The organism is Hydrogenophaga sp. NH-16 (assembly GCF_004006415.1).
Classification (GTDB): Bacteria; Pseudomonadota; Gammaproteobacteria; order Burkholderiales; family Burkholderiaceae_C; genus Hydrogenophaga; species Hydrogenophaga pseudoflava.
This window is the reverse complement of record NZ_CP029344.1, coordinates 483,500-510,367: the sequence shown is the minus strand read 5'-3', so window position 1 is coordinate 510,367 and position 26,868 is coordinate 483,500. Positions and strand designations below refer to the sequence as shown.

23 protein-coding genes are annotated in these 26,868 nt (G+C 67.9%); 13 read left to right on the top strand and 10 right to left on the bottom strand.

Annotated elements, in window-relative coordinates:
* The first annotated feature begins 38 nt into the window (after positions 1-38).
* Genes DD542_RS02475 through DD542_RS02465 form a run of 3 tightly spaced genes read left to right on the top strand, consistent with a single transcriptional unit; the run spans position 39 to position 2,526 of the window.
* Positions 39-884, top strand: a complete 846-nt coding sequence (locus tag DD542_RS02475; RefSeq protein ID WP_066150455.1) for a hypothetical protein — start codon at positions 39-41, stop codon at positions 882-884.
* A 32-nt stretch (positions 885-916) separates the two neighbouring features.
* A complete protein-coding gene (locus tag DD542_RS02470) occupies positions 917-1,492 on the top strand; it encodes an RNA polymerase sigma factor (protein ID WP_127803541.1) in 576 nt (191 codons plus the stop codon).
* Positions 1,489-2,526, top strand: a complete 1,038-nt coding sequence (locus DD542_RS02465) for an ankyrin repeat domain-containing protein (protein ID WP_127803539.1) — start codon at positions 1,489-1,491, stop codon at positions 2,524-2,526. Before DD542_RS02470 ends, DD542_RS02465 begins: the two co-directional genes overlap by 4 nt.
* Before the next feature lie 42 nt (positions 2,527-2,568).
* Here DD542_RS02465 and DD542_RS02460 read toward each other — a convergent pair whose 3' ends face one another.
* Positions 2,569-3,570 carry a helix-turn-helix domain-containing protein gene (locus DD542_RS02460; protein WP_127803537.1) on the bottom strand — a complete coding sequence of 334 codons (1,002 nt, stop codon included), beginning with the start codon at positions 3,568-3,570 and terminating at the stop codon, positions 2,569-2,571.
* 92 nt (positions 3,571-3,662) lie between these two features.
* Between DD542_RS02460 and DD542_RS02455 the strand changes: the two genes are divergently transcribed.
* On the top strand, positions 3,663-4,007 hold the full coding sequence (locus DD542_RS02455) for a DUF2834 domain-containing protein (protein WP_127803535.1): 345 nt from the start codon (positions 3,663-3,665) through the stop codon (positions 4,005-4,007).
* 15 nt (positions 4,008-4,022) lie between these two features.
* Here DD542_RS02455 and DD542_RS02450 read toward each other — a convergent pair whose 3' ends face one another.
* Both DD542_RS02450 and DD542_RS02445 read right to left on the bottom strand, forming a co-directional pair.
* Positions 4,023-5,006: a D-glycerate dehydrogenase gene (locus DD542_RS02450; RefSeq protein WP_127803534.1), complete on the bottom strand. Its 984-nt coding sequence runs from the start codon at positions 5,004-5,006 to the stop codon at positions 4,023-4,025.
* Between the two features lie 8 nt (positions 5,007-5,014).
* The gene (locus tag DD542_RS02445) at positions 5,015-5,362 is read right to left on the bottom strand and encodes an FKBP-type peptidyl-prolyl cis-trans isomerase (protein WP_066150438.1); all 348 of its coding nucleotides are present in this window, start codon (positions 5,360-5,362) and stop codon (positions 5,015-5,017) included.
* A 173-nt stretch (positions 5,363-5,535) separates the two neighbouring features.
* On the opposite strand from DD542_RS02445, the gene DD542_RS02440 reads away from it, so the two are divergent.
* Positions 5,536-6,345 (top strand): hypothetical protein, encoded by an 810-nt coding sequence (locus DD542_RS02440; protein WP_079364997.1) that lies wholly within the window; start codon positions 5,536-5,538, stop codon positions 6,343-6,345.
* A 15-nt stretch (positions 6,346-6,360) separates the two neighbouring features.
* Here the strand turns inward: DD542_RS02440 and DD542_RS02435 are convergent, their stop codons facing one another.
* From DD542_RS02435 to DD542_RS02425, 3 genes are all read right to left on the bottom strand, one after another.
* Positions 6,361-7,089 carry a nitroreductase gene (locus tag DD542_RS02435; RefSeq protein WP_127803532.1) on the bottom strand — a complete coding sequence of 243 codons (729 nt, stop codon included), beginning with the start codon at positions 7,087-7,089 and terminating at the stop codon, positions 6,361-6,363.
* A gap of 72 nt (positions 7,090-7,161) precedes the next feature.
* Positions 7,162-7,614 (bottom strand): thioesterase family protein, encoded by a 453-nt coding sequence (locus DD542_RS02430; RefSeq protein WP_079364995.1) that lies wholly within the window; start codon positions 7,612-7,614, stop codon positions 7,162-7,164.
* Between the two features lie 26 nt (positions 7,615-7,640).
* Positions 7,641-8,609 carry a histone deacetylase gene (locus tag DD542_RS02425; protein ID WP_206610753.1) on the bottom strand — a complete coding sequence of 323 codons (969 nt, stop codon included), beginning with the start codon at positions 8,607-8,609 and terminating at the stop codon, positions 7,641-7,643.
* Between the two features lie 230 nt (positions 8,610-8,839).
* Here DD542_RS02425 and DD542_RS02420 point away from each other — a divergent pair, with 230 nt between their 5' ends.
* Complete coding sequence (locus DD542_RS02420) at positions 8,840-9,382, top strand: phasin family protein (protein ID WP_066150422.1); 543 nt, start codon at positions 8,840-8,842, stop codon at positions 9,380-9,382.
* A 226-nt stretch (positions 9,383-9,608) separates the two neighbouring features.
* Here DD542_RS02420 and DD542_RS02415 read toward each other — a convergent pair whose 3' ends face one another.
* Positions 9,609-10,532: a patatin-like phospholipase family protein gene (locus DD542_RS02415; RefSeq protein ID WP_127803528.1), complete on the bottom strand. Its 924-nt coding sequence runs from the start codon at positions 10,530-10,532 to the stop codon at positions 9,609-9,611.
* Positions 10,533-10,586: 54 nt separating this feature from the next.
* Between DD542_RS02415 and DD542_RS02410 the strand changes: the two genes are divergently transcribed.
* Together DD542_RS02410 and DD542_RS02405 are read left to right on the top strand one after the other, a co-directional pair.
* Positions 10,587-11,627 carry an extracellular solute-binding protein gene (locus DD542_RS02410; protein ID WP_079364993.1) on the top strand — a complete coding sequence of 347 codons (1,041 nt, stop codon included), beginning with the start codon at positions 10,587-10,589 and terminating at the stop codon, positions 11,625-11,627.
* 88 nt (positions 11,628-11,715) lie between these two features.
* Positions 11,716-12,474: a 3-hydroxyacyl-CoA dehydrogenase gene (locus DD542_RS02405; protein ID WP_066150413.1), complete on the top strand. Its 759-nt coding sequence runs from the start codon at positions 11,716-11,718 to the stop codon at positions 12,472-12,474.
* 141 nt (positions 12,475-12,615) lie between these two features.
* Here DD542_RS02405 and DD542_RS02400 read toward each other — a convergent pair whose 3' ends face one another.
* Positions 12,616-14,559 carry a GspE/PulE family protein gene (locus tag DD542_RS02400; RefSeq protein ID WP_127803526.1) on the bottom strand — a complete coding sequence of 648 codons (1,944 nt, stop codon included), beginning with the start codon at positions 14,557-14,559 and terminating at the stop codon, positions 12,616-12,618.
* 178 nt (positions 14,560-14,737) lie between these two features.
* Between DD542_RS02400 and DD542_RS02395 the strand changes: the two genes are divergently transcribed.
* On the top strand, positions 14,738-16,522 hold the full coding sequence (locus DD542_RS02395) for a gamma-glutamyltransferase family protein (protein ID WP_127807255.1): 1,785 nt from the start codon (positions 14,738-14,740) through the stop codon (positions 16,520-16,522).
* On the opposite strand, the gene DD542_RS02390 is transcribed toward DD542_RS02395, so the two are convergent.
* Positions 16,519-18,165 (bottom strand): acyl-CoA synthetase, encoded by a 1,647-nt coding sequence (locus DD542_RS02390; protein ID WP_127803524.1) that lies wholly within the window; start codon positions 18,163-18,165, stop codon positions 16,519-16,521. The two genes, DD542_RS02395 and DD542_RS02390, sit on opposite strands and share 4 nt — an antisense overlap.
* A gap of 43 nt (positions 18,166-18,208) precedes the next feature.
* Here DD542_RS02390 and dnaG point away from each other — a divergent pair, with 43 nt between their 5' ends.
* From dnaG to DD542_RS02370, 4 genes are all read left to right on the top strand, one after another.
* Positions 18,209-20,197, top strand: a complete 1,989-nt coding sequence (gene dnaG / locus DD542_RS02385; RefSeq protein WP_127803521.1) for a DNA primase — start codon at positions 18,209-18,211, stop codon at positions 20,195-20,197.
* Between the two features lie 302 nt (positions 20,198-20,499).
* Positions 20,500-22,854, top strand: coding sequence for an RNA polymerase sigma factor RpoD (rpoD, locus tag DD542_RS02380; RefSeq protein ID WP_127803519.1), 2,355 nt, complete (start codon positions 20,500-20,502; stop codon positions 22,852-22,854).
* Positions 22,855-23,168: 314 nt separating this feature from the next.
* Positions 23,169-24,536, top strand: a complete 1,368-nt coding sequence (locus DD542_RS02375) for a carbamoyltransferase C-terminal domain-containing protein (protein WP_241559658.1) — start codon at positions 23,169-23,171, stop codon at positions 24,534-24,536.
* A 4-nt stretch (positions 24,537-24,540) separates the two neighbouring features.
* A complete protein-coding gene (locus DD542_RS02370; RefSeq protein WP_164868320.1) occupies positions 24,541-25,536 on the top strand; it encodes a GDSL-type esterase/lipase family protein in 996 nt (331 codons plus the stop codon).
* A 28-nt stretch (positions 25,537-25,564) separates the two neighbouring features.
* Here DD542_RS02370 and hemL read toward each other — a convergent pair whose 3' ends face one another.
* A complete protein-coding gene (gene hemL, locus DD542_RS02365; RefSeq protein ID WP_066158738.1) occupies positions 25,565-26,863 on the bottom strand; it encodes a glutamate-1-semialdehyde 2,1-aminomutase in 1,299 nt (432 codons plus the stop codon).
* Positions 26,864-26,868 lie beyond the last annotated feature (5 nt).

The following is a 26,868-nucleotide window of genomic DNA, read 5'->3' as shown; positions in this document are numbered from 1 at the left end:
TTCGTTTCAGTGGACTCCACACCCTTTCTGGAGTCCTCATGAACACCTCCCTGCGCCGCCTCGCCCTGTCCGCCTTCGCGGCGGGTGCCTTGTTGTCCGCCCTGCCCGCCCAGGCCATCGGCCGGCTCGCCAATGTCCACCTGATCGACCGCGACAGCGGCGAGACCCTGCCGGTCTACCGGCACCGGGGCGAACACTGGGTCGCCGGCCGGCCGGGCGCCCGCTACGCCATCTCGGTGCGCAATGCCCAGCCGAACCGCCTCATGGGCGTGGTCTCGGTGGACGGCGTCAATGTGGTCTCGGGTGAAACCGCGGCCTGGCACCAGACCGGCTACGTGCTCGGCCCCTGGCAGCAGTACGACATCACCGGCTGGCGCAAGTCCGACCACGAGGTCGCGGCCTTCCACTTCACCGCCCTGCCGTCGTCCTACGCCGCACGCACCGGTCGCCCGGCGCATGTGGGGGTGATCGGGGTGGCGCTCTTCCGTGAGAAGGCCCCGGCCCTGGAGCCGCTGCCGGAGCCGGTCTACCCGTCCTGGCGCGAGCGGCGGGAACTCAATGAAGCCGAAAGCGGCTCACTGGGCAGGGGCCCGCTCGAACGCGGCGCACCCTCGGCCTCGGCCGCCGACTCGGTCGCCGAAGCCAGCCGCCCGGCACCGGCGGCGCCGAAGCTGGGCACCGGCCACGGCGAGCGCGAACACGACACCATCGGCCACACCACGTTCGAGCGCCGCAGCGACCGGCCCGACGAGCTGATCCGCATCCGCTACGACAGCCGCGAGAACCTGGTGGCGATGGGCATCCTGCCGCCCGATGTGTCACCGCACCGCCCGCAGCCGTTCCCGGGGTCGCGCTCGCCGCGCTACGCACCCGATCCGGACTGAAGGCGTGACCACCGCCGCCCATAATCGCCCGCATGACCGCGGCCGACACGCCCTCCGACGAAGAACTCATGCAGGCCTACGCCCGCGGGGACATGCGCGCCTTTGAAGCCCTGTACGACCGCCACGCCCTGCCGGTGTGGCGCTTCGTGCAGCGCAGCGTGCAGAACGCCGCGCTGGCCGACGACCTGGTGCAGGACGTCTGGTTCAGTGTGGTGCGCCACGCGCCGCAGTACGAGCCGCGTGCCAAGTTCCGCACCTGGCTGTTCACCCTGGCGCACCACCGCATGGTCGACCACTGGCGCACGCAGAAGAACCATGCCAGCCTGGACGCCGAGAGCGAGGACGGCAGCGCGCTGGCCGAGATGCTGGCGGCCGAGTCCGGCTTCGGCCCGGAGCGGCGGCTCGATTCGCGCGAGCTGGCGCAGGCGCTGCTGGATGCGCTGGCGGCACTGCCCGAGGTGCAGCGCGAGGCCTTCCTGCTGCAGGCCGAAGCGGGCATGAGCCTGGCCGAAATCGCGCAGACCACGGGCGTCAGCATGGAAACCGCCAAGAGCCGCCTGCGCTATGCCCGCGCCCGCCTGCGCGAGACCCTGGAGGCCCACGCATGAACCGCGACCACCTGCCGCCGACGCCCGACGACGCGCTGCTGAAGCGCTACCGCGAGGCCAATGAGCTCGACGCCGCGCGGCCCGGCCCCGCGCTGAGAGAGAACGTGCTGGCGCATGCGCGCGCGGTCGCCGCCTCGCGCCTCGAAACGCCGCCCCCCAACGCGCGGCCGGCCGCCAACGACAGCGCCTGGACCTGGCGGGCCCTGGGCAGCCTCGCGGTGATCGGACTGGTCGGTCTGCTGGTGCTGCAGTTCGACCGCGGCACGCCGGAGGAACAGGAACTGGCCCTGGGCACCGGCAGCGCGCGCCCGGCCGCAGAAACGGCGGCGGCTCCGTCTGCACCGGCGGCTCCCGCCCAACCCGCGGAGTCCGCGGCGCCCCAGGCACAGCCGCCCCTACCGGCGTCACCGCAGCAGAAGCAGGCGTCGGAGGCGCAGGCCCAGTTCATGAAGCGGCCGCCAGCGCCAACAGCCACCGCTCCGGAAGCGGCGGACCGCATGGCCGGTGCCGAGCCGGCGCAAGAGGCCGAGCGCGCAGCCCCCGCCGATTCGGCCGAAGTCGCTCCGCCACCGCAGGCGCCAGCGGCAGCGGTCGCACCGGCCCCCGCGTCCAAGGCCATGGCGCCCCAGGCCCCGGCCCCCATGCCCCGCGCCGCCACGGCGCCCGCGCCGGCCAGCGCCGACAGTGCAACACCCGCAGGGGCCTCGCGCAACGCCGCCGAAGGGGTGCTGCGCGAGCGGCGGGAGATCACCACCGCCCGCCCCGCAGCACCGCCTTCGCCCCTCTTCGCCGCCATCGCGTCCGGCAACGCGGAAGCCGTGCGGCAACGGCTGGCCGAAGGGGCCGATCCGAACGCGCCCGACGCCACCGGCCGCACGCCGCTGATCGCGGCGGTGCGGACCGGCAACGAAGCGGTGGTGCGGCGGCTGCTGGCCGCAGGGGCAGACCGCACGCTGCGCGACCACAACGGCCTCAGCGCCGCGGACCACGCCGAACAAAGCGGCCACCCGGGCCTGCTGCCGCTGCTGCGCTGAGAAGACGGGCCGCGGCCTGCACCGTCGCCGCGCCGGAGGCGTTCAGCCCGATGACCGGGCTGGGTCGGCCACGAGGCGCTGCCGCCGGACCTGGCGCGGCGTGGCCTCGGTCAGCCGCTGCAACAACCGCCGCAAGGCCGTGGCGTCCTGGTAGCCCACGGCGGCCGCCACCTGTTCCACCGGCAGGCGCGTGTGTTCCAGCAGGGCCCGCGCGCGCCGCAGACGCACGCTCTGGATCAGCGCCATGGGCGACTTGCCGGTGGCGCGCTGCACATGGCGGGCCAGCGTGCGGGTCGACATCGCGGCCTGCTGCGCCAGCATCGACACAGACACCGGTTCGGGCCAGCGCGCCTCGATCTGCGCCACGAGGCCGCTGACGAAATCGTCGCCCGCCACCAGGGCCTGGGGCACCACATAGGGCGACTGCGCCGCGCGGGCGTCGATCAGCAGCACCCGGCCGACCCAGTCGGCCAGCGCGTGCCCGCCGTGCTCGCGCAGCAGGTGCAGCATCAGGTCGGTCTGCGCCAGGGCCGCCCCGCCGGTGGCGACAGGGCCGTCCACGCACACCATGCGGTCGGCGTCCACGCGGCAGGCGGGAAACCGCTGCTGCAGCAGGTGGGCCAGCCACCAGGTGGTGGTGGCGCGGCGCCCGTCCAGCACGCCCGCCAGACCCAGCACGAACACCGAGAAACACGACGCCGCCACGCGCCCGCCCGCGGCCACATGGCGGCGCACCGCAGCGGCCGTCGCCTGCACGTACGGGTCGTCCAGCTGCTGCGCCAGTTGCGCGGTGTCGGCCAGGCGAAGGCCCGGCAGCACCCACACCGAGGAGTCGGCGCCCGCGCGCCGCGGCAGGGGGCGGGTGTCCACGGTCAGGCCCATCGACAGCGCCACCGGGCCACCCGCAGGCGAAAGCACCCGCCAGGTCGGTGCGGATACGCCGCAGCGCGGTGCCATCACCTGGGCGGCCGACAGCATGTCCAGCGTCACGGCCACACCGCTGGTCAGGCTGCCGGGCAGGACGATCAGGCTGAAATCGGGCATGTCTGAAATCGCTCCAAAGATGTCATTCCGGACACTTTAAGACCCGGCGCCCCCCGGGTCCAATGCGATCCATCGATTCAAGGAGCCGCCGAATGACAACACCGCCCCCAAAACCCATCACCCGCTGGTACCTGGCGCTGGCACTGGCCGGACTGGTGGGCACCTGGTTCTTCAACCTGCAGTACTTCCTGTCGGGGGGCAGCGTGGCGCCCGACCGCTTCTGGGCCGATGCCATGGTCAACCCGCTGACCAGTGCGATCACGGTCGACGTGTACCTGTCGGCGCTGGTATTTGCGGTCTGGGTGTGGCGCGAAACGGCGCCGCTCAGCCGCTGGCGGGCCCTGGCCTGGATCGCGCTGTGTTTCGGGGTGGGGCTGGCGGTCGCTCTGCCGCTGTACCTCGCGCACCGGGGCGCCGCCATCGCCCCTCGGCGCTGACTGGGCCGCAAGGCCTCAGCGGGGTGCGACGCGGTTGAGCGGTGTCTTCGCCTGCCCGGTGGTCAGGTAGGCGATCAGGTTGTCGGCCGCGAGCATGGCCATGGCCATGCGCGTGGGCAGCGTGGCGCTGGCGATGTGCGGCGTGAGCACCACGTTGGGCACGGTCAGCAGCGCGGGGTTGACCTGGGGCTCGCCCTCGAACACGTCCAGCCCCGCCGCCGCGATGCGTTTCTCGCGCAGCGCCGCGACCAGCGCGTTCTCGTCCACGATGCCGCCGCGCGCGATGTTGACCAGGGTCGCGGTCGGCTTCATCAGCGCCAGTTCGGCCGCGCCCACCGTGTGGTGCGCCGCGGGTGTGTAGGGCAGCACCAACACCACATGGTCGGCCTGTGAAAACAGGTCTTCGCGCGAGACATAACTCGCGCCACACGCGGCCTCTTTCCCGGTGTCGAGGCGCGAACGGTTGTGGTAGACCACCCGCATGCCGAAGCCGTGCGCACCGCGGCGCGCGATGGCCTGGCCGATGCGGCCCATGCCCAGGATGCCCAGCGTCGTGCCGTGGATGTCGGCGCCCGCGAACAGGTCGAGCGACCACTGCTTCCACTGGCCGGCGCGCAGGAAGTGTTCGCTCTCGGTGATGCGCCGCGCGGTCGCCATCAGCAGCGCAAAGCCGAAGTCGGCCGTGGTCTCGGTGAGCACGTCGGGCGCGTTGGTGGCCTGCACGCCGGCCGCCGTCATCGCGTCCAGATCGAAGTTGTTGTGGCCCACCGCGAGGTTGGCCACGATTTTCAGCCGCGGGCAGGCCGCCAGCAGCGCCGCGTCGATGTACTCGCTGCCAGTGGTCAGCACCCCGTCCTTGCCCTGCAGGCGCTCGATGAGTTCGACCGGGGACCAGACCACGCCGGGCGGCGTGGTCTCGACCTCGAAGTGCTCGCGCAGGCGCTCCACCACCTCGGGGAACACGGCACGCGCGATCAGGATGGCGGGGCGCTGGCTCATGTGCGTGCTCAGACGGCCAGCAGGTCGACTTCGAACAGCAGCGTGGCGTTGGGCGGGATCACGCCGCCGGCGCCGCGCGCGCCGTAGCCCAGCGCGGCCGGGATCACCAGGCGGCGCGTGCCGCCGACGGCCATGCCCTGCACGCCCTCGTCCCAGCCCTTGATCACGTGGCCGGCGCCGAGCGGGAATTCGAAAGGCTGGCCGCGGTCCTTGCTGGAGTCGAACTTGGCGCCCTGCACGCCGTCGTTGTAGAGCCAGCCGGTGTAGTGCACCTGCACGCGGCGGCCGGCCTGGGCGACCTCGCCGTTGCCGACGGTGGTGTCTTCATACTGCAGGCCGCTGGGGGTGGTGATCATGGTGTGTCCTCGGGTTGAAAAAACGGAAGACCGATTATTCCAGCCCGACACCGGCCCGGCGTCGGCACCACTTCAAACACCTGTTTACACAGGCTTTGCACGCCATGGGGCAAACGTTGACGCAGCCGCGATGTACTGCAGTCCTCGCAACCACCGGTCCCAGGAGACCCACGATGACCACCTCCACCCCCCTCTTCTCCCGCCGCCTGGCGCTGGGCGCCATCGCCGGCTCGGCCCTGCTCACCGCGTTGCCGGCCATGGCCGAGGGACGCCTGACCGACGTGCGCGTGATCGACCGCGACCGCGGCGCGGTGCTGCCGCTCTACCGCTTCCGCGGCGAGTACTGGGTGGCGGGCGAACCGGGCGCACGCTACGCCATCGAGCTGCGCAACGACAGCCGCGAGCGCCTGCTCAACGTGGTGTCGGTAGACGGCGTGAACGTGATCACCGGCGAGACCGCCGACTTTGACCAGGCCGGCTACGTGCTGGAGCCGATGCAGCGCTACGACGTGGCTGGCTGGCGCAAGAGCAAGCGCGAGATCGCGGCCTTCGAGTTCACCCGCCACTCGCGCTCTTACGCCGCGCGCACCGGGCGTCCGGACGACGTGGGCGTGATCGGCGTGGCGGTGTTCCGCGAGCGCGAGGCCTTCCACCTGCCGCGCCCGCCCCTGCCGCCCTTCCCGCCGTTCGACCGCAGCGCACCGGGCACCAAGTCCAGCCCGCAGCTGCAGGAGCGTTCCCACAACGGCGCGCAGGCAGGGCCCCAGCTGGGCACCGGCCATGGCGACCGAGAACGCGACCGCGTCGGCGAGACCGACTTCGAGCGCCGCAGCAACCGGCCCGACGAGATCATCCGCATCCGCTACGACAGCCGCGAGAACCTGATCGCGCTGGGTGTGATCCCGCCGGAGCGCCGCCGCTGGCGCGACCGGCCCAGCGCCTTCCCGGGTGCGAACCGGGGCTACGTGCCCGATCCGAACTGAGTTTGGCCCCCCCGCTCACTCCAGCCAGTGCGTGAAGCTGGCCACCGGCTCGCGGGGGGTGATGAACCCATTCACCTTGTCAGCCGGGTCGGCGTAGCCCAGCGCCATGCCGCAGACCAGCATCTCGTTCTCGCCCGCGCCGATGTGCGGCAGGATGATCTTGGCGAAGCCGTTCCAGGCCGCCTGCGGGCAGGTGTGCAGGCCGTGCCCGCGCGCGGCGACCATGAGGTTCTGCAGGAACATGCCGTAGTCCACCAGCGAGCCGCGGCCCATGACCCTGTCCAGCGTGAACATCAGGCCCACCGGCGCGTCGAAGAAGCGGAAGTTGCGCTGGTGCTGCGCATGCATCTTGTCCTTGTCACCCTTGGTGATGCCCAGCAGGCCGTAGAGGCTCCAGCCGTTCTCGCGCCGGCGGTCGATGTAGGGGCTGACCCACTGCGTGGGGTAGTAGTCGTACTCCTCGCGGTACTGATCGGCCAGCGAGGGGTCGGCGCGCAGCGCATCGTGCGCGGCGCAGCACTTCTCCACCAGGCTGTCGCGGCTGGCGCCCTGCAGCACATACACCTTCCAGGGCTGGGTGTTGGTGCCCGAGGGCGCGCGCGAGGCCACCTCCAGCAGGTGCTCCAGCGTGGCGCGCGGCACCGGCTGCGGCAGGAAGGCGCGGGCCGACATGCGGCTGGTGATGGCGGCGTCGACGCTGGCGGCGTCGATCACGGGCGTGGTCGCGGGCGGGTTCTGGCTCATGGTGTCTCCTGGATATGACGTTTACGTCAACGTCAATTATGGCAAGCGGTGCCGCCCAGCGCTGGCCGGCGGTCAGGTGATGGTCTGCAGGGTGGCCTGGAGCTTGTCGGGCAAGGTGACGGGCCGGCGGGTTTCACGGTCCACATACACATGGATGAAGTGACCACAGGCGGCGGCCAGTGGCTCGCCCTGGGCGAAGAGGCCGACCTCGTAGCGCACGCTGGAGCGGCCCAGGTGCGCGACGCGCAGGCCGGCTTCGATGGTCTGCGGAAAGGCCAGCGGAGCGAAATAGTTGCACTGGGTCTCGATCACCAGGCCGATCACGCCGCCGGCGTGGATGTCCAGCGCGCCCTGCTCGATCAGCCAGGCGTTGACCGCGGTGTCGAACCAGCTGTAGTAGACGACGTTGTTGACGTGGCCGTAGACGTCGTTGTCCATCCAGCGGGTGCCGATGGAGCGGAACACGCGGTAGTGGTCGCGCGGCAGGGCCTGTGGTCGTGAAGCGGGGGCGGCAGGGACGTTCATGACGGCGGATTCTGCCTGCGCGGTCTTCAGGCCGCTGTCACCGCCGCGCGTTCCCCGGCCCGCGCAGCCGCGGCCCAGCGGGCGTGGTACTCCAGCGCCACCCGGTAGGTGTTCATCTGCACCTGCACCGTGGATTCCATGTCGGTGCCATAGCCTCCGGCCATGGCGAAGGCCAGCGGCAGGCGGCGCTGCCAGGCCCAGTCCATCACCCGCCGGTCGCGCGCCTCCAGCCCGTCGAACGTGAGCTTCAGGCGCCCCAGCCGGTCGCCCTCGTGCGGGTCGGCGCCCGCCAGGTAGATCACCAGCCCGGGTTCGAACCGGCGCTCCAGCTCGTCCAGCGCGCGTTCCAGCGCTTCCAGGTACGGAACATCGCCGGTGCCGTCGGGCAGTTCCACGTCCAGGTCGCTCGGCTCCTTGCGGAACGGGAAGTTCTTCTCGCCATGCAGCGAGAGCGTGAACACCGAGTCGTCGTCCGCGAAGATGCGCGCCGTGCCGTTGCCCTGGTGCACGTCCAGGTCGACGATGGCCACCTTCAGCGGGCCGCGCGCGCGGTGCTGCCTTGCGTGTTCGGCCTGCATCAGGCGCGCGGCCACGGCCGCGTCGTTGAACACGCAGAAGCCGCTGCCCTTGTCGGCGTAGGAATGGTGGGTGCCGCCCGCGATGTTGGCCGCCAGACCTTCTCCGGACATCGCGGCGCGGCAGGCCTGGATGGTGGCGCCGACCGAGCGCCGCGCCCGCTCGGCCATGGCCGGGCTCCACGGGAAGCCGATTTCCCGCTGGGCGGCTGCGCTCAGCGCGCCGGTCTGGATCGCCTGGATGTACGCCGGGGCATGCACCAGCGCCAGCTCACCGTCGCTGGCCGGCAGGGCCTGGCCGAGCCGGATCTGCGGGCACTCGGCCGCCAGCCGCTCGCGCAGGCGCCCGTACTTGGCCATGGGAAACCGGTGCCCGGCGGGCAGCGGCAGGATGAAGTGGTCGGCATAGAAAACGTGCACGGCCCATTTTGGCCGGCGCATCAAATCCAGCCGGCGCCACCCGGTTTTAGAAAACAGCACCTAAATTGCTGCAGCGCAACAAAAAAGCCTTGCATCCGTTCGTTCAGTCCCTATAATTCGAGTCATGTTGCAGCGCAGCAAAGCGAACGAAAACAACAGCGTCCAGACAGCGCGGTGTTCTCGAAGCAGCCTTCAACTGCCCTTTAAAACCTTCTACAGGAGCTAAATACATGTTGACCGCTGAACAAATCGTTGCCGCCCAGAAAGCCAACATCGAAACTCTCTTCGGCCTGACCCAGAAAGCCTTCGAAGGCGTGGAAAAGCTGGTCGAGCTGAACGTGCAAGCCACCAAGGCCGCTCTGAGCGAATCCGCCAACAGCGCCCAGGCCCTGCTGTCCGTCAAGGACGCCCAGGAACTGCTGACGCTGCAAGCCAGCCTGATGCAGCCCCTGGCCGAGAAGACTGTGGCCTACAGCCGCCACCTGTACGACATCGCCTCCGGCACTGGCGCCGAGTTCGGCAAGGCCGCTGAAGCGCAAGCCGCCGACGCCCAGAAGAAGTTCATGGCCGTCGTCGACAACGCCGCCAAGAACGCACCCGCCGGTTCGGAAACCGCCGTCGCCGTGATGAAGAGCGCCGTGTCCGCCGCCAACAACGCCATGGAGTCGGTGCAGAAGGCTGTCAAGCAAGCCACCGAAATGGCCGAAACCAACTTCAACACCGTCACCGCCCAGGCCGTGACCGCCACCAAGGCCGCCGCCAAGAAGCGTTGAACAACACAGGGTTCCTGCGGATGTTCTGACCTTTGACTTCGATCAAGGTCAATACCATTGAACTCAAGCAGACTGGCGCCAGACCTGTGAAGGCGGCGCTGAACCCTCAGACCGTTTTTCTGGTTGTCTCCTCGGGTCCTTTTCGAAATTCCGATTTCATCGGACCCCTTCAAGCCCTCGCCGCAACGCGAGGGCTTTTTTTATGTCCGCGGCTGGCAGTGGCTGGTCAGTGGGGTTCTGCCGGGCGCAACCGCGCCAGCAGTTGCTTGAGCTTCGGCAGGGCCGCCTGCATCGCGGCCCGGCCCGCCTCGATGGACCGCTGGCGTGAGGCGAAATCGGCGCTGCCCACCCCCGCCAGCGAAGGCCGCACGACCACGTCGGCACGGGCCAGTTCCAGCCGGTTGATGCTCTGCCCCATGATGGCCGTGGTCTTGGGCAGCAGGCTGAACAGGCCGTTGGCCGGGATGTCCTGCGGATCGGCCGAAATGTCGATCGCCAGCACCACCTCGGCCCCCATCTCGCGTGCCTGGCGCACCGGCACGGGCGCCACGAGGCCGCCATCGACGTATTCCCGGCCGGCGATCGACACCGGATTGAAGACGCCGGGCACCGCGCTGGACGCGCGCACGGCCTGCGCGGTGTCGCCCCGGCGGAACAGCACGCCGCTGCCATTGGCGAGATCGGTCGCCAGGATGCCCAGCGGCAGCGCCATCTGCTCGATCAGCTTGCCATCCACCGCCTGCCGCACATAGCGCGCCAGCGCCTCGCCCCGCAGCAGGCCCCGGCTCGCCAGCGGCATGGTCCAGTCGGTCAGCAGCGCTTCGTCCATGCCCATCGCCACGCGCTCCAGTTCGGCGGAGCGCTTGCCGCTGGCATACAGCGCCGCCACCAGACTGCCGGCGGAGGTGCCCGCCACCACATCGGGGCGGATGCCGTTCGCCTCCAGCACCTGGATCACCCCCACATGGGCAAAACCCCGCGCCGCGCCCCCGCCCAGAGCCAGCCCGAGCCGCGGCGGGCGCTGGGGCACCTCCACCACGGGCGGGGTCACCACCGGGGGTTCTGCGGGCGGTGCCACGGTGGAGCAACCAGCCAGCACGACCAGCAACAGGGCATTGACCCAGATCAAGAATTTCTTATCAAGAACCATTCGCATTTGTGTTAGCATCCGCCGCAACTCATTCCCCACATTGAAAGACAACCCATGCGCTCATTCGCCTTGCTCCCGATTGTCCTGGCTGCCGCCACGTCCCTGAACGCCCTGGCCCAGGACAAGGTCCTGAACATCTACTCCGCCCGCCACTACCAGACGGACGAGGCGATGTACGAGAATTTCACCAAGACCACGGGCATCAAGATCAACCGCGTGGACGCCGACGACGCCGGCATCGTGGCCCGCCTGAAGGCCGAAGGCTCGGCATCTCCGGCCGACGTGATCCTGCTGGTGGACGCTGCCCGCATGGCCAGCGCCGACAAGGACGGCCTGTTCCTGCCGATCAAGTCCGCCAAGCTGGACGCCGCGATCCCCGCCAACCTGCGCGCCGACGCCACCAAGGACGGGGTAACCTGGACCGGCTTCTCCACCCGCGCCCGCGTGATCGTGTACGACCCGCTGCGCGTCAAGGCCGCCGACGTCGCCACCTACGAACAACTGGCCGACCCCAAGCTCAAGGGCCTGCTGTGCACCCGCTCGGGCTCGCATCCCTACAACCTCTCGCTGTTCTCGACCGTGGTCGAGCGTCTGGGCGATGCCAAGGGCGAGGCCTGGCTCAAGGGCCTGGTCGACAACATGGCGCGCGCACCCAAGGGCGGCGACACCGACCAGATCAAGGCCGTTGCCTCGGGCGAGTGCGGCGTGGCCATCTCCAACACCTACTACATTGCGCGGCTGGTCAAGTCGAGCAAGGCCGACGAAAAGGAAGTGATGGAGAAGGTGAAGGTGGTGTTCCCCAACCAGGGCACGACCGGCACGCACGTCAACATCGCCGGCGCCGCCGTGGCCAAGCACGCCAAGAACAAGGACAACGCCATCGCGTTCATGGAGTACCTGGCCAGCCCGTATGCCCAGGACTATTTCGCCAACGGCAACAACGAGTTCGCAGCCGCCAAGGGCGTGAAGATCGAGAACGCGGCCCTCAAGGCCATCGGTGGCGACAACTTCAAGGCCGAGCAGATTCCGCTGGGCGTGGTGGCCAAGAACATGGTGAAGGTGCAGCAGATGCTGGACCGCGTCGGGTTCAAGTGATCGACCGAAAGCCCGCTTCTCGCGGGCTTTTTTGTGGGCGATAATTGACGTTTACGTTAACGTCAATTCCATCCAAGAGGAGCATTCCATGGAAATCGCAGGCAAGGTCTTCATCGTCACCGGCGGCGCATCGGGCCTGGGCGAAGGCACAGCGCGCATGCTGGCGGCCAACGGCGGCAAGGTGGTGATCGCCGACATGCAGGCGGAAAAAGGCGAAGCGGTCGCCCGGGAGATCGGCGGTGCCTTCGTCAAATGCGACGTGAGCAACGAGGCCGACGGCCAGGCCGTGGTCGCCAAGGCCGTGTCCATGGGCAAGCTCATGGGCCTGGTGAACTGCGCCGGCATCGCCCCGGCCGAGAAGACCGTGGGCAAGAATGGCGCCCACTCGCTGGCCGTCTACACCAAGACCATCATGGTCAACCTGGTCGGCAGCTTCAACATGATCCGCCTGGCTGCGGACGCCATGTGCAAGAACGAACCCGAGGCCACCGGCGAGCGCGGCGTGATGATCTCGACCGCCTCGGTGGCTGCCTACGACGGCCAGATCGGCCAGGCGGCCTACGCCGCGTCCAAGGGCGGCGTGGTGGGCATGACCCTGCCGATCGCGCGCGACCTCGCTCGCAACGGCATCCGCAACATGACCATCGCCCCCGGCATCTTCGGCACGCCCATGCTGTTCGGCATGCCGCAGGAGGTGCAGGATGCGCTGGCCGCCAGCGTGCCCTTCCCCAGCCGCCTGGGCACGCCGAACGACTACGCCAAGCTGGCCAAGCACATCATCGAGAACGACATGCTCAATGGCGAGGTGATCCGCCTGGACGGCGCCATCCGCCTGGCGCCTCGCTGACAGGGCCCACCCCTGCCGCGCTGCACGCGCCCCCTCCAGGGGGCGATGCGAGTGGCCCGGCAAAGCCGGTTCCACCGCATCCTGGGTGGGATGTCTCGCGCCGGAGGGTTCTTCCCTGACCGTGCCAAGCTTCTGGCGAGCTCAGCGGTAAGCCGTGCGGGCCTGCTTGAGATCGATGCGGCCCCGCACCACCTTCTCCAGCGCGTCGTGGCGCAGGCTGCGCATGCCCTCGCGCACGGCAACATCGAAAATCTCGGTCGGTCGGGCACGGTCCTGGATCAGCTGCTTGACGCTGCGGCTGTTCTGCAGGATCTCGTAGATGCCCAGCCGGCCTTTGTATCCTTTGCCGCCGCAGTGGTCGCAGCCCACCGCGTGGCGCATCCGAACCTCGGCAGGTGTCGACACCCCGGCCGCCGTCAGCAAGCGGTCCTGCGCCTGTGCCAGACCCAAGTCGCTGCCCTCGCGGTATTCCTCCAGCAACGCCGTCCAGGCCGTTGCATCCAGCGGCCCAGGCTCGGAACAGTGCGTGCACAGGGCCCGCACCAGGCGCTGCGCCACCAGGCCCAGCAGAGAATCGGCGAAGTTCATCGGGTCCATGCCCAGGTCCAGCAGGCGCACCACACTCTCGCTGGCGTTGTTGGTGTGCAGGGTCGAGAGCACCAGGTGACCGGTGAGCGAGGCTTCGATGGCGATCTTCGCGGTCTCGGCGTCGCGAATCTCGCCGATCATGATGATGTCGGGATCGGCGCGCAGAAAGCTGCGCATCGCGCTTGCAAACGTCAGACCGATCTTGGCATTCATCTGCACCTGGCGCAGTCCGGCCTGCGTGATCTCGATCGGGTCCTCGGCGGTCCAGATCTTCTTGTCGGCGGTGTTGACCTCGGCCAGCATCGAGTGCAGCGTGGTGGTCTTGCCCGAGCCGGTCGGCCCCACGGCCAGCACCATGCCGAAGCTGCGCTGCGAGAAACCGGCGATGGTGTCCAGGTCGCGCGGCTGCAGGCCCAGTTGCGACAGCGGGATCGGCTTGGCCGATTCCAGCAGGCGCAGCACCACGTCCTCCAGGCCATCGTGGGTGGGCATCACGGCCACGCGCAGCTCCAGCGCCGTGCCACCGAACTCGGCGAAGTCGATCTTGCCGTCCTGCGGACGCCGCCGCTCGGCGATGTCCAGCCGCGCCATGATCTTGATGCGCGAAACCAGGGGCGCGCGCAGCTTGGCGGGCAGCCACAGGTAGGGTTCGAGATCGCCATCGCGGCGGAACCGGATCGCTGTCAGCGCCTCCCCGGGGTTGGACTCGATGTGGATGTCGGAGGCGTGCAACCGCTGCGCCTCCGCGATCATCTGGTTGACCAGGCGCACCATGCCGGCCGATTCGCTGGCAGAGGCCATCTGCTCGGACTCGGCCGCCGACCCGACCTCGACCATGGCCTGCATCACCAGGTCGTCCACCAGTGCATGACCGGCCACACTGGCCCCCCCTTGTGGAGAAAGGCGTCGGCGTGCCTCTTCAACGATGGCGGGTGCGCTGTGTGCATGGGCTGCCCGCTCCACCCGGTCCTGCACTTCGAGCCGCCGTTCAATGGCTTCACGACTGGCCCAGACCAGTTCCACCGTATGCCCTGTACAAGAACAGAGGGCGCGGTGCAGATCACCACTGGTGGGCGTCCAGGAGGCCACAAGGAACCGGTCGGCAGCCATGCCCAGCGGCAGCACGGTGTGGGCGTGGGCCACCCGCAAGGGGAGGATGTCGAACGCACCACGCTCCACCTCGAAACCCAGGGCCTCGACCTCGACCACCCCGGCCACCCGGGCCAACGCCCGCTGCAGCTCGTCGTCCGTCAGCACCATGCGTGTGACCAGTTCGTGCGAGCGCGACCGGAACAGATCGGGGTCCTCTGCCAGCAAGCCGTCCACGGTGCCCTGATCAAGGATGCGCAACCGCAGCAATGCCTCGCTCAGACTCACAATGGGCCACCGATGTTGCAACTCGAAAGCCTGCACCAGTTGCGTCAGGTTGTGCACTGGCCCCTGCACGGGCGGACGATGGTTGGGGGTTGGAGGGGCGGCGGTGCTTGTCAGCGTCATCAGGGTTTTCTCGTATCAGCGGCTGGTTGCCGATGAAGCCAAGATAGCCCAGCGGGCCACCAGCCGGATTGACCTCGGGCAAGTATCTGCAACATCAAGTTACAAAATGGACCACTTCATGAAAGAGTGCACGAAACGGACGGGGCATCGCGTGCTGGTCCTTGCCATCGGCGCGATCATGGCGGCCTGTGCCGGATCGGCGGACACGCACCGGTCGACCGGCGTGGCATCGTCACCGGCACAGCCCGAATTGGCTTCCGGCCTGCAGGCCAAATCCGGCTGGGTGTTCAGCCAGCAGGCGGTGGCTGCGGCCAACCCGTTGGCCGCCGAGGCCGGTCTGCAGATGCTGCGCGCCGGTGGCAGCGCGGTCGACGCCGCGGTGGCGGTGCAGATGGTGCTGACCCTGGTCGAGCCGCAATCGAGCGGCATCGGCGGCGGCGCCTTCCTGCTGCACCACGACGGCCGCCGCGTGCAGGCCTTCGACGGCCGCGAGACCGCGCCCACCGGCGCCACACCACAACTCTTCCTGGCCGGCGATGGCAAGCCCCTGCCCTTCATGGACGCGGTCGCCTCCGGCCTTTCCGTGGGGACACCCGGCGCGGTCGCCATGCTCGCCCTCGCCCACCACCAGCACGGCCGCCTGCCCTGGGCGGCGCTGTTCGAACCCGCCATCGTGCTGGCCGAGCAGGGCTTTGCCGTCAGTCCGCGCCTGCACACGCTGCTGGCGGCCGAGAGTGCGCTCAAGGCCGACCCGGTGGCCGCGGCCTACTTCTACCAGCCAGACGGCACGCCGCACCCGGTCGGCCATGTGCTGAAGAATCCCGAGCTGGCGGCGGTGCTGCGCGGCATCGCGGCGCAGGGCCCCCGGGCGCTGCACGAAGGCCCGGTGGCGCAAGCCATCGTGGACAAGGTGCGCCGGCATCCAAAAGCGCCGGGCACGCTGTCGGCAGACGACCTGGCGCGCTACCAGCCCCGCGAGCGCGAAGCGCTGTGCATGGACCACACCGCGGCGGCGAAGGTGCTGCGCATCTGCGGCTTCCCGCCCCCGAGTTCGGGCGCCATCGCGGTCGGACAGATCCTCGGGCTGCTGGCCCGCACGCCGCTGGGCGCCGCACCGCTGACCGGGACACCAGGTGCCGACTGGCTGCACGCCTACATGGAGGCCTCGCGCCTGGCATTCGCGGACCGCGCACAGTACCTGGCCGACCCGGACTTCGTGGCCGCCCCGGCCGGCCGCTGGGACAGCTTGCTGGATGCACGCTACCTGGATGACCGCGTGCGCCTGATCACGCCGGCCCGCGCACCGCAGGTCGGCCCTGGCAGGCCCGGCGGCGCCCCCCTGGCCCATGCGCCCATGCCCGACCAGCCCGAATACGGCACCAGCCACATCAGCATCACCGACCGCTTCGGCAACGCGCTGGCCATGACCACCACCATCGAGGCCGGCTTTGGCTCGCGGCTGATGGTGAACACCGGGCAAGGTCGCAGCGGCGGCTTCCTGCTGAACAACCAGCTGACCGATTTCAGTTTTGCCCCCTCGGACGCGCAGGGCCAGCCCATCGCCAACCGGGTGGAACCCGGCAAGCGGCCGCGTTCGTCGATGTCGCCGACGCTGGTGTTCGACCAGGCCACGGGCCAGTTGCTGATGAGCGCGGGCAGCCCGGGCGGTGCACTGATCATTCACTTCACGGCCAAGACGCTGCTGGGCACGCTGGGCGGCGGTCTGTCGCCGCAGGCCTCGATCGATCTGCCGAACTTCGGCACGCTGGGCGGTCCGGTGATGCTGGAGGCGGGCCGTTTTCCGGCGACGACAGTGCAGGCCCTGCAGGCCAGGGGCCACACGGTCAGCGAGGCGCCGATGCCCAGCGGTCTGCAGGCGCTCCAGCGCGGCACGAAGGACGGACAGACGGTGTGGCTCGGCGGCGCCGACCCGCGCCGCGAAGGAGTGGTCGCCGGGGACTAAACGTCGATCGCGCTGGCCGATCCCGCCTGCTTGCGCAGCTCGAACTTCTGGATCTTGCCGGTGCTGGTCTTGGGCAGTTCGCCGAACACCACGTAACGCGGCACCTTGAACCCGGCCAGGTGCTGCTTGCAGTGCTTCACGATGTCCTCGGGCGTGGTGTGCGCACCGAACTTCAGCTCGACAAAGGCACACGGCGTTTCACCCCACTTGGGGTCGGGCCGCGCCACCACGGCAGCAGCGAGCACGTCGGGGTGGCGGTAAAGCACGTCCTCGACCTCGATGGACGAGATGTTCTCGCCGCCCGAAATGATGATGTCCTTGCTGCGGTCCTTGATCTTGAAATAGCCATCGGCGTACTGCACCGCCAGGTCGCCGCTGTGGAACCAGCCGCCGGCAAAGGCCTCCTGCGTCGCCTTCGGGTTCTTCAGATAGCCCTTCATGGCGATGTTGCCCTTGAACATGATTTCGCCCATGGTCTCGCCGTCCAGTGGCACCGGCTGCATGGTCTCGGGGTTCAGCACGCGCACATCGCGTTCCAGGTGGTAGCGCACGCCCTGGCGCGCATTCAGCCGGGCGCGTTCACCGATGTCGAGCTGATTCCAGCTGTCGTGTTTGGCGCAGACCGTCGCAGGGCCGTAGACCTCGGTCAGACCGTAGACGTGGGTCAGGTCAAAGCCCATCTGCTCCATGCCCTCGATCATCGAAGCCGGCGGCGCGGCGCCCGCGACCATGGCCTTGATGCCCGCCGGGATGCCCGCCTTCATCGCGGCCGGCGCATTGACCAGCAGGCCCTGCACGATGGGTGCACCGCAGTAGTGCGTCACACCATGCTCGCGCATCAGGTCGAAGATGGTCTGCGCCTCCACGCGGCGCAGGCAGACGTTGACACCCGCGCGCGCCGCCACCGTCCAGGGAAAGCACCAGCCGTTGCAGTGGAACATCGGCAGGGTCCAGAGGTAGACCGCGTGCTTGGGCATGTCCCACTCCAGCACGTTGCTGATCGCGTTCATGGCCGCGCCGCGGTGGTGATAAACCACACCCTTGGGGTTGCCGGTGGTGCCGCTGGTGTAGTTCAGCGCGATCGCGTCCCACTCGTCACCCGGCAGCTGCCAGGCAAAGGCCGGGTCACCGCCGGCGATGAAGGCTTCGTAGGTGGTGCTGCCGATGGGCTGGCTCTCGCCGGTGAACAGCGTGTCCTGCACGTCGATCACCAGCAGCGGCTCGGTTCGCGTGCGCAGCTTCAGCGCCTTGGCCATGGTGCCGGCGAACTCGGGGTCGACGATCACCGCCTTGGCCTCGCCGTGGTCCAGCATGAAGGCAATCGCCTCCGGGTCCAGCCGGGTGTTGAGCGCGTTGAGCACCGCGCCGGCCATGGGCACACCGAAGTGCGCCTCCACCATCGGCGGCGTGTTGGGCAGCATCACCGCCACGGTGTCGTTCTTGCCGATGCCGGCTTTCTGCAGCGCACTGGCCAGCTGGCGGGTGCGGGCGTAGGTCTGGGCCCAGGTCTGGCGCAAGCCGCCATGCACGATGGCCAGCCGGTCCGGGTAGACCTCGGCGGTGCGCTCAATGAAAGACAGCGGCGAGATCGGCGCGAAATTGGCTTCGTTGCGGGGCAGGTCCTGGTCGTAGATGCTGGTCATGCGGTTCTCCGTGTTCAGAAAGGGCTTGCGAGAGAATAGCCCTGTGGCCATACCGCAATCTTTCATCCAGGAACTGCTCAACCGCGTCGACGTGGTCGATGTGGTGGGCCGGTACGTCCAGCTGAAGAAAGGCGGCGCCAACTTCATGGGGCTGTGCCCGTTCCACGGCGAAAAGTCGCCGTCGTTCAGCGTCAGCCCGACCAAGCAGTTCTACCACTGCTTCGGTTGCGGGGCCAACGGCAACGCCATCGGCTTCCTGATGGAACACGCGGGCATGAACTTCGTCGAGGCGGTGAAGGACCTGGCACAGCAGGTTGGCCTGCAGGTGCCCGAGGACGATGTATCGCCGCAGGACCGCGAACGCGCCGCCCAGCAGCGCCAGAAGCAGGCCACCCTGACCGATGTGCTGGAGAAAGCCGCCAAGGCTTACCAGAAAGACCTCAAGGCCTCGCCGCGCGCGGTGAACTACCTCAAGGGTCGGGGCCTGTCGGGCCAGATCGCCAAGACCTTCGGCCTGGGCTACGCACCCGAAGGCTGGCGCCACCTGGCGGGCGTGTTTCCGGATTACAGCGAGCCCCTGCTGGTCGAGTCGGGCCTGGTGATCGAGCATGAAGATGAAAAAGGCCAGGACGGCGAGGCCAAGCGCTACGACCGTTTCCGCGACCGCATCATGTTCCCGATCCGCAACGTCAAGGGCGAGTGCATCGGCTTCGGCGGCCGCGTGCTCGACAAGGGCGAACCCAAGTACCTGAACTCGCCCGAGACGCCGGTGTTCAGCAAGGGCCGGGAGCTGTATGGCCTGTTCGAGGCCCGCACCGCCATCCGCCAGCACGGCTACGCCCTGGTGACCGAGGGCTACATGGACGTGGTCGCGCTCGCCCAGCTGGGCTTTGCCAATGCCGTGGCCACGCTGGGCACGGCCTGCACGTCCGACCACGTGCACAAGCTGTTCCGCTTCACCGACGCCGTGGTGTTCAGCTTCGACGGCGACGCCGCCGGCCGCCGCGCCGCCCGCAAGGCACTGGATGCCGCCCTGCCGCTGGCCACCGACACGCGCAGCGTGAAGTTCCTCTTTCTGCCGCCCGAGCACGACCCGGACAGCTACATCCGCGAACATGGCGCCGACGCCTTCGCGAATTTCGTCAAGCAGGCGGTGCCGCTGTCGAAATTCCTGGTCGACGCCGCCAGCACCGATTGCGATCTGGGCAGCGCCGAAGGCCGCGCCCGCCTCTCCAGCCAGGCGCGGCCACTGTGGAGCGCCCTGCCCGAGGGCGCGCTCAAGCGGCAGCTGCTGGCCGAGCTGGCCCAGCAGATCGGCATCGGCACGCCCGACCTGCAGCAGCTCTGGCAACGGGACGACCGTGCGCCGCGCCGCCCGCGGGAAGAGCGCCAGCCGCCCACCGCGCACGGCCCGCAACCGCCCGCCGACGGCGGGGTGGCACACCATGCGGCCTTCTCCCCGGCCCCACCACCCCAGAATCCGTCCGGGACATGGAGCGCCCCGGCCGAATCCCGCGGCCGAGGTTCCTGGACCGGCGGCAGCGGCCGCAGCAACTGGCGCAAAGGCCCACCACCGCCGCCGCGCATGCTGGGCCGTCAGACCGCGAGCAAAAGCCGCACGGACCGGGCCGTGGGCCTGTTGCTGGCCAACGCCGCCGCCTGGGACAGCCTCTCGGCCGACGACCATGCCATGCTGGCCCACCTGCCAGCGCCCCACGGCCCCGTATTCGCCTGGCTGGAGGCACAGCTGCACGAGCACGGCCCGCAGCCCTGGGCGGCGCTGCGCGAGGGCTTGCGCGGGGAAGCGTTCGAGGCCTATGTCTGCGCGGAGGTGGAGCAGGCCACCATCGCCGCCGACTCGGCGTCCGAACTGGAGGAGCTGGCCGGTGTGATGGACCTGCTGCGCCGGGACGACCTGATGCGCCAGAGCCAGGCGCTGTCCCTCCAGGCCGCCACCGACCCGGAAGCCCGCGAGCGCCTGCGGGAGGTCAATGAGCGCATCAAGGCACTGAAGTCGAGCCCAGCGTTATAATCGCGCGTTTTGCACCGCAAGCGCGACAGCAGCACCTCCGGCACCGGCCACCCCCCAGCACAGGGGTTTCGGATACAGACATCCCGGCCACCTCGGCGCCCCTGGCCCGACGGAACCCCGCAAGGACTGCATACCAAATGTTCGCCCACACAGCTTGCAGGCCCGCCCTTCCCCGGCGAAGTGCGGGCTCCAGTGTTTGATTCGCCCGACAAAAACCACCGGATTTGCGCCTTGAACAGCGGAATTCTGGCGATTTTTGTGTGTCTCAGCCGGTATCTTTCCTGACGTTTTTTGAGGTTCCCATGCCCGCGAAGAAAGCCAGTACGCCTGCCCCCAGCACCAAAGCCGCCCAGAAGCCTGCCCCCAGCACCAAAGCCGCCCAGAAGCCCGCCGCCAAGGCCGCCGCCCCGGAGCCCAAAAAGAAAGCCCCCGTCCCCGTGACCGACAAAGCCCCTGCCAAGACCGCCGCCAAGCCGGCCGCCAAAACGACCAAGGCCGGCAAGACCAAAGCCGAAGAACTCGACACTGTCGACGCCGACGAACCAGCCAAGAAAAAGCCCGGCCGCCCCGCCAAGGCCGCGGCCGACAAGCCGGCCGCCAAGCGCGGCCGCAAGCCCAAAGCCGCCGCCAAGGAAGAAAGCGACCTGGACGATGCCGACCTGAGCGACATCGAAGAGGATCTGGTCGAAGAAGTCGTTGAGGAAGTCGCCGACCCGGCGGCACCGGCCGAGAAGGTCAAGCCGCTGCGCATGAAGATCAGCAAGGCCAAGGAGCGCGCGCTGATGAAGGAATTCGGCCTGGACGAAACCGTCCTGTCCGAAGAAGAAGCCAAGCTGCGCCGCGAACGCCTGAAGACCCTGATCAAGCTGGGCAAGACGCGCGGCTACCTGACGCACGGCGAAATCAACGACCACCTGCCCGACAAGCTGGTCGAGGCCGAGACGCTGGAAGTGGTGGTCTCGCTGCTCAACGACATGGGCGTGGCGGTCTACGAACAGACGCCGGATGCCGAAACGCTGCTGCTGTCCAACGCCGGCCCCACCGCAGCGACCGAAGAGGAAGCGGAAGAGGAAGCCGAAGCCGCCCTGTCCACCGTGGACAGCGAATTCGGTCGCACCACCGACCCGGTGCGCATGTACATGCGCGAAATGGGCACGGTGGAACTGCTGACCCGCGAAGGCGAAATCGAGATCGCCAAGCGCATCGAAGGCGGCCTCAACGACATGATGGCCGCGATCAGCGAGAGCCCGGCCACCATTGCCGAGCTGCTGGCCATGTCGGAAGAGATCCGTGAAGGCAAGGTCGTCATCTCCACCGTGGTGGACGGCTTCGCCGACGCCGATGCGGCCGACGACTACGTGGCCGAAGAAGACTTCGACGACTACGACGAGGCCGACGACGACGATGGCAAGGGCGGCTCCAAGGCCCTGACCCGCAAGCTCGAAGAACTCAAGCGCGAGGCGCTGGAGCGCTTCGACACCATGCGCAACCTGTTCGAGAAGCTGCACAAGATCTACGACAAGGAAGGCTACGGCACGCCCTCGTACATCAAGACGCAGCAGGCCATCACCGAAACGCTGATGACCATCCGCTTCACCGCCAAGGCGATCGAGAAGCTGTGCAGCACGCTGCGCGGCCAGGTCGACGAGGTGCGCAAGAAGGAGCGCGAGCTGCGCCGCATCATCGTGGACAAGTGCGGCATGCCGCAGGAAAAGTTCATCGCCGACTTCCCGGCCAACCTGCTGAACCTCAAGTGGGTCGAGAAGCAGGCCGCCGCCGGCAAGCCCTGGAGCGTGGTGATGGAACGCAACATCCCGCCGATCCAGGAACTGCAGCAGGGCCTGATCACGATCCAGAACAGCGTGGTGGTGCCGCTGTCCCACCTCAAGGACATCCACAAGCGGATGAACGAGGGTGAGGCCAATTCGCGCGACGCCAAGAAGGAGATGATCGAGGCCAACCTGCGCCTGGTGATCTCCATCGCCAAGAAGTACACCAACCGTGGTCTGCAGTTCCTGGACCTGATCCAGGAAGGCAACATCGGCCTGATGAAGGCGGTGGACAAGTTTGAATACCGCCGCGGCTACAAGTTCTCGACCTACGCCACGTGGTGGATCCGCCAGGCCATCACCCGCTCGATCGCCGACCAGGCGCGCACCATCCGCATCCCGGTGCACATGATCGAGACGATCAACAAGATGAACCGCATCAGCCGCCAGCACCTGCAGGAGCACGGCTTCGAACCCGACGCGTCCATCCTGGCCGAGAAGATGGAGATGCCCGAGGACAAGATCCGCAAGATCATGAAGATTGCGAAGGAGCCGATCTCGATGGAAACCCCCATCGGCGACGACGACGATTCGCACCTGGGCGATTTCATCGAGGACCAGGCCAACACCGCGCCGATCGAAGCCGCGATGCAGGCTGGTCTGCGCGAGGTGGTCAAGGAGATCCTGGACAGCCTGACGCCGCGCGAGGCCAAGGTGCTGCGCATGCGTTTCGGTATCGAGATGTCGACCGACCACACGCTGGAAGAAGTGGGCAAGCAGTTCGACGTGACGCGTGAGCGGATTCGTCAGATCGAGTCGAAGGCGGTGCGCAAACTCAAGCACCCGAGCCGTTCGGACAAGCTCCGCAGCTTCATCGATTCGCTGTAATTCCTTTCAGCGATTCACTCTTCAGAACGGGGGCCTTCGGGCTCCCGTTTTGTTTTTGTCACGTCACCTTGGCTGGCCAGCGCCTGAATCGCCGGGTATCCGACTCCGCTCATGTCCCCCGAACCGGCTGCGCCGGTTCTCCGTATGCGTCCGGTAAACCCATCTTGAAGCGAAGGCGGTAATCGAGGATCGTCCCCACGAAGGAGATCGTGGAGACGATGGAACGATTGAAGTAGCCAGAACATCCATCAACCCAGTGGCTCAGTATTCGACGTGATCACTGGCTCAGTTGTGATGATGAATCAACAGACGGCGTGGGTGAGTGGACCACTACCTCGCTGGCGATCGGTCGGGGCAACAGCCTGGACATCCACCGGGAGATCCACTTTCCTCATTCCCTGGGTCTGCTGTACTCGGCCTTCACCCACTACACGGGCTTCAAGGTCAACTCCGGCGAATACAAGGTCATGGGCCTGGCGCCCTATGGCGAGCCGCGCTTCGCCGACAAGATCAAGGAGCACCTGATCGACCTGCGCGAAGACGGCTCGTTCCGGCTGAACATGGCCTACTTCGACTACTGCACCGGCCTGACCATGACCAACAGCCGCTTCGACGAGCTGTTCGGCGGACCCGCACGCAAGGCCGAAGCCCAGCTCACGCAGCGCGAGATGGACCTGGCGGCCTCGATCCAGGCGGTCACCGAGGAGGTGGTGATCCAGCTCGCGAAGGGCATCCGCAAGAGCACCGGGCAGCGCAACCTGTGCCTGGCCGGCGGCGTCGCGCTCAACTGCGTGGCCAACGGCAAGCTGCTGCGTGAAAACGTGTTCGACCGCATCTGGGTTCAGCCCGCATCGGGCGACGCCGGGGGCGCGATCGGTGCGGCGCTGGGTGCCTACCACCTCATGCTGGGTCGTCCCCGGACGGTGGGGCAGGGCGATGCCATGGGTGGGTCGTATCTGGGGCCCGCCTACGGACAGAGCGACATCGAGGCGCGCCTGCGCCGGGCCGGTGCGGTGTTCACCACGCTGGGCGACGATGCCCTGATCGACGCCACCGCCGACGCGCTGGCCCGCGGCTGCGCGGTGGGATGGCACCAGGGCCGCATGGAGTTTGGTCCCCGGGCACTGGGCGGCCGGTCGATTCTGGCCGACCCCCGCTCCCCCTCGGTGCAGAAACAGCTCAACCTGAAGGTCAAGTACCGGGAGTCCTTCCGGCCATTCGCACCCAGCGTGCTGCGCGAAGATGTGCAGGACTGGTTCGACATCGACGTGGACAGCCCCTACATGCTGATGGTGGCCGACGTGGCCCAGAGCCGGCAGTCACCCATGACGGCAGAGCAGCAGAAGCTGTTCGGCATCGACAAGCTCAATGTCCCGCGCTCGTCGATTCCCGCCATCACGCACGTTGACTACTCGGCGCGCATCCAGACGGTCCACGCCGACACGAATCCGCGCTACCACCGGCTGATCTCTCGGTTCAAGGAGCTGACAGGCTGCCCGGTGCTGGTCAACACCTCGTTCAACGTCCGGGGCGAGCCGATCGTCTGCACGCCCGAAGACGCTTTTCACTGCCTGATGGGCACGGGCATCGAGTTTCTGGCCGTGGGCAACTGTGTGATGCGCAAGGAAGACCAGGACCCTGCGCTGCTGAGGGACTACCGCAATGCCTACGAACTCGACTGAAACCTTGTCCGCTGGCAAGCGGCTGGTGTTCTACCTCGTGCTGCTGAGCCCCTTGCTGGCCCTTGTGGGCGGTGGTCTGTATCTCGTGCTGGGCACGTCCCTGGTCCAGGATGTGTACCTGGCGTCGTGGCGCAACCTGGAAACGCCCTGCATGCGGTGGACCGACGAAGGGTACGGCTACAAGGCCAAGCCCGGGCCCTGCGTTCTGAACAATCTGGAATACCAGACGGTGATGACGTTCGACGAAGAAGGCTTTCGCAACGCCGACACCCGGGCGCCTTCCGATGTGGTGCTGATCGGGGACTCGCACACCCAGGGCTTCGGCGTCAAGGACGCCGAGTCGTTCCCGGAGGTCCTCCGAAGCCGCTACCACCTCCGGACCAAGAATCTCGGCATTTCCTCTTACGCCACCCTGCGCGAGCTGGAGTCGCTCAGGGCCTATTCGGGTGGAGCGAAGGTGGTGGTCCTCCAGTACTGCAACAACGACGCCGACGAGAACAAGCGGGCGGTGGAGAGCACGCGGGAGGAGTTCCTGCGGCAGGTCCACTCGCGCTGGCTGCACATGCAGGCCCGCTACCACGACAACAAAGCGCGCGGCCCCATCGCTCCGGTGCTGGACTTGGCGCATGCGATCTACAAGGGTGACTACAAGAGCCGGGCCCGGTTCGAGGCGCGCAGCCTGGCGCGCAACATGCCCTGGGAGGCGGACAACTTCGCCAAGATCGTCGCGCGCTACCGCCCAGTGCTCGAAGGCAAGAAGCTCATCGTGTTCGAGTCCAGTGGCTACGGCTTCAACCACCCCGGCTTCAAGAGCACATTCGAAGCGGCCCTGTCACAGCATGCGCCCGGTCTGGACGTGGTGGTGCTGGACAGCCAGGCCCTGCTGAAGCGCTCGGACTACTACCGCATCGACGACCACCTCAACCCCCAGGGGCACGAGCACCTGGCGCAGATCCTCTCGCCCCTGATCACCGACGGCCTCAAGTCCCCCGCACCCTGAAGCAGCCGCGGGGGAACAGCGAGACCATTTACCGGAGTGAGGCGAACACTTCGCGCGCCGCCGCGACTGTGGCCGCGATGTCGTCCGCGGTGTGCGCCGCGCTCACAAAGCCTGCTTCGTACAGGGCGGGCGCGATGTACACACCCCGGTCCAGCAGACCGTGGAACAGGGCGTTGAACTTCGCGCCCTCGGTCTTCATCACGGTGGCGTAGTTCTGCGGCAATTCGGGCATCAGGAAGAAGCCGAACATGCCGCCCTGGCAGTCCACGCTGAACGGAACACCTTCGGCATCAGCCGCGGCCTTCAGACCATCCACCAGCGAGCGGGTGGTGGCCGACAGGGCTTCGAAGAAACCGGGCTTCTGGATTTCTTTCAGCGTGGCCAGACCGCAGGCCGTGGCCACGGGGTTGCCCGACAGCGTGCCGGCCTGGTAGACACCACCCAGCGGAGCGAGGTGTTCCATCACCGCGCGTTTGCCACCGAAGGCCGCCAGCGGCATGCCGCCACCGATCACCTTGCCCATCACCGTCATGTCGGGTTCAAAGCCGGGAATCAGCGACGCGTAGTGGCCTTGCGCGCTGCCCAGACCGACGCGGAAGCCCGTCATCACCTCGTCGAACACGAACAGTGCGCTGTGCTGGGTGCACAGCTCGCGAATGCGCTTGACGAACGGCACGCTGGCGCGCACAAAGTTCATGTTGCCCGCGATCGGCTCGATGATCACGCAGGCGATGTCGGCGCCGTGCTCGGCAAACGCAGCCTCGATCTGTGCCACGTTGTTGTATTCGAGCACCAGGGTGTGCTGCACCACCTCGGGCGGCACGCCGGCGCTGGTGGGGTTGCCGAAAGTGGCCAGGCCCGAGCCGGCCTTGACCAGCAGGGCGTCGGCGTGGCCGTGGTAGCAGCCTTCGAACTTGATGATGGTCTTGCGCCCGGTGGCGCCGCGGGCCAGCCGGATGGTGCTCATGCCGGCCTCGGTGCCGGAGCTCACCAGGCGCACCATCTCAAGGCTGGGCACCAGCTTGACGATCTCTTCGGCCAGTTCGACTTCGCGCTCGGTGGGTGCGCCGAAGGAGAAACCTTCTGTGGCCGCCTTCTGCACCGCTTCGAGCACGGCAGGGTGGCCATGGCCCAGGATCATCGGGCCCCAGGAGCCGATGTAGTCGATGTACCGCTGGCCGTTGGCGTCCCAGAAATAGGCGCCCTGTGCGCGCTGCACGAAGCGCGGCGTGCCGCCGACCGCGCGGAAGGCGCGCACCGGGGAGTTCACGCCGCCGGGGATCAGCTGCTTGGCGCGTTCGAAGAGATCAAGGTTGCGGTCGCTCATGGATG

What these genes read in the sequence shown, in the direction of transcription:
- DD542_RS02475 (WP_066150455.1), top strand. Translation starts at nt 39, where the DNA reads ATGAACACCTCCCTGCGCCGCCTCGCCCTGTCCGCCTTCGCGGCGGGT.
- DD542_RS02470 (WP_127803541.1), top strand. Translation starts at nt 917, where the DNA reads ATGACCGCGGCCGACACGCCCTCCGACGAAGAACTCATGCAGGCCTAC.
- DD542_RS02465 (WP_127803539.1), top strand. Translation starts at nt 1,489, where the DNA reads ATGAACCGCGACCACCTGCCGCCGACGCCCGACGACGCGCTGCTGAAG.
- DD542_RS02460 (WP_127803537.1), bottom strand. Translation starts at nt 3,570, where the DNA reads ATGCCCGATTTCAGCCTGATCGTCCTGCCCGGCAGCCTGACCAGCGGT.
- DD542_RS02455 (WP_127803535.1), top strand. Translation starts at nt 3,663, where the DNA reads ATGACAACACCGCCCCCAAAACCCATCACCCGCTGGTACCTGGCGCTG.
- DD542_RS02450 (WP_127803534.1), bottom strand. Translation starts at nt 5,006, where the DNA reads ATGAGCCAGCGCCCCGCCATCCTGATCGCGCGTGCCGTGTTCCCCGAG.
- DD542_RS02445 (WP_066150438.1), bottom strand. Translation starts at nt 5,362, where the DNA reads ATGATCACCACCCCCAGCGGCCTGCAGTATGAAGACACCACCGTCGGC.
- DD542_RS02440 (WP_079364997.1), top strand. Translation starts at nt 5,536, where the DNA reads ATGACCACCTCCACCCCCCTCTTCTCCCGCCGCCTGGCGCTGGGCGCC.
- DD542_RS02435 (WP_127803532.1), bottom strand. Translation starts at nt 7,089, where the DNA reads ATGAGCCAGAACCCGCCCGCGACCACGCCCGTGATCGACGCCGCCAGC.
- DD542_RS02430 (WP_079364995.1), bottom strand. Translation starts at nt 7,614, where the DNA reads ATGAACGTCCCTGCCGCCCCCGCTTCACGACCACAGGCCCTGCCGCGC.
- DD542_RS02420 (WP_066150422.1), top strand. Translation starts at nt 8,840, where the DNA reads ATGTTGACCGCTGAACAAATCGTTGCCGCCCAGAAAGCCAACATCGAA.
- DD542_RS02415 (WP_127803528.1), bottom strand. Translation starts at nt 10,532, where the DNA reads ATGGTTCTTGATAAGAAATTCTTGATCTGGGTCAATGCCCTGTTGCTG.
- DD542_RS02410 (WP_079364993.1), top strand. Translation starts at nt 10,587, where the DNA reads ATGCGCTCATTCGCCTTGCTCCCGATTGTCCTGGCTGCCGCCACGTCC.
- DD542_RS02405 (WP_066150413.1), top strand. Translation starts at nt 11,716, where the DNA reads ATGGAAATCGCAGGCAAGGTCTTCATCGTCACCGGCGGCGCATCGGGC.
- DD542_RS02400 (WP_127803526.1), bottom strand. Translation starts at nt 14,559, where the DNA reads ATGACGCTGACAAGCACCGCCGCCCCTCCAACCCCCAACCATCGTCCG.
- DD542_RS02395 (WP_127807255.1), top strand. Translation starts at nt 14,738, where the DNA reads ATGGCGGCCTGTGCCGGATCGGCGGACACGCACCGGTCGACCGGCGTG.
- DD542_RS02390 (WP_127803524.1), bottom strand. Translation starts at nt 18,165, where the DNA reads ATGACCAGCATCTACGACCAGGACCTGCCCCGCAACGAAGCCAATTTC.
- rpoD (WP_127803519.1), top strand. Translation starts at nt 20,500, where the DNA reads ATGCCCGCGAAGAAAGCCAGTACGCCTGCCCCCAGCACCAAAGCCGCC.
- hemL (WP_066158738.1), bottom strand. Translation starts at nt 26,863, where the DNA reads ATGAGCGACCGCAACCTTGATCTCTTCGAACGCGCCAAGCAGCTGATC.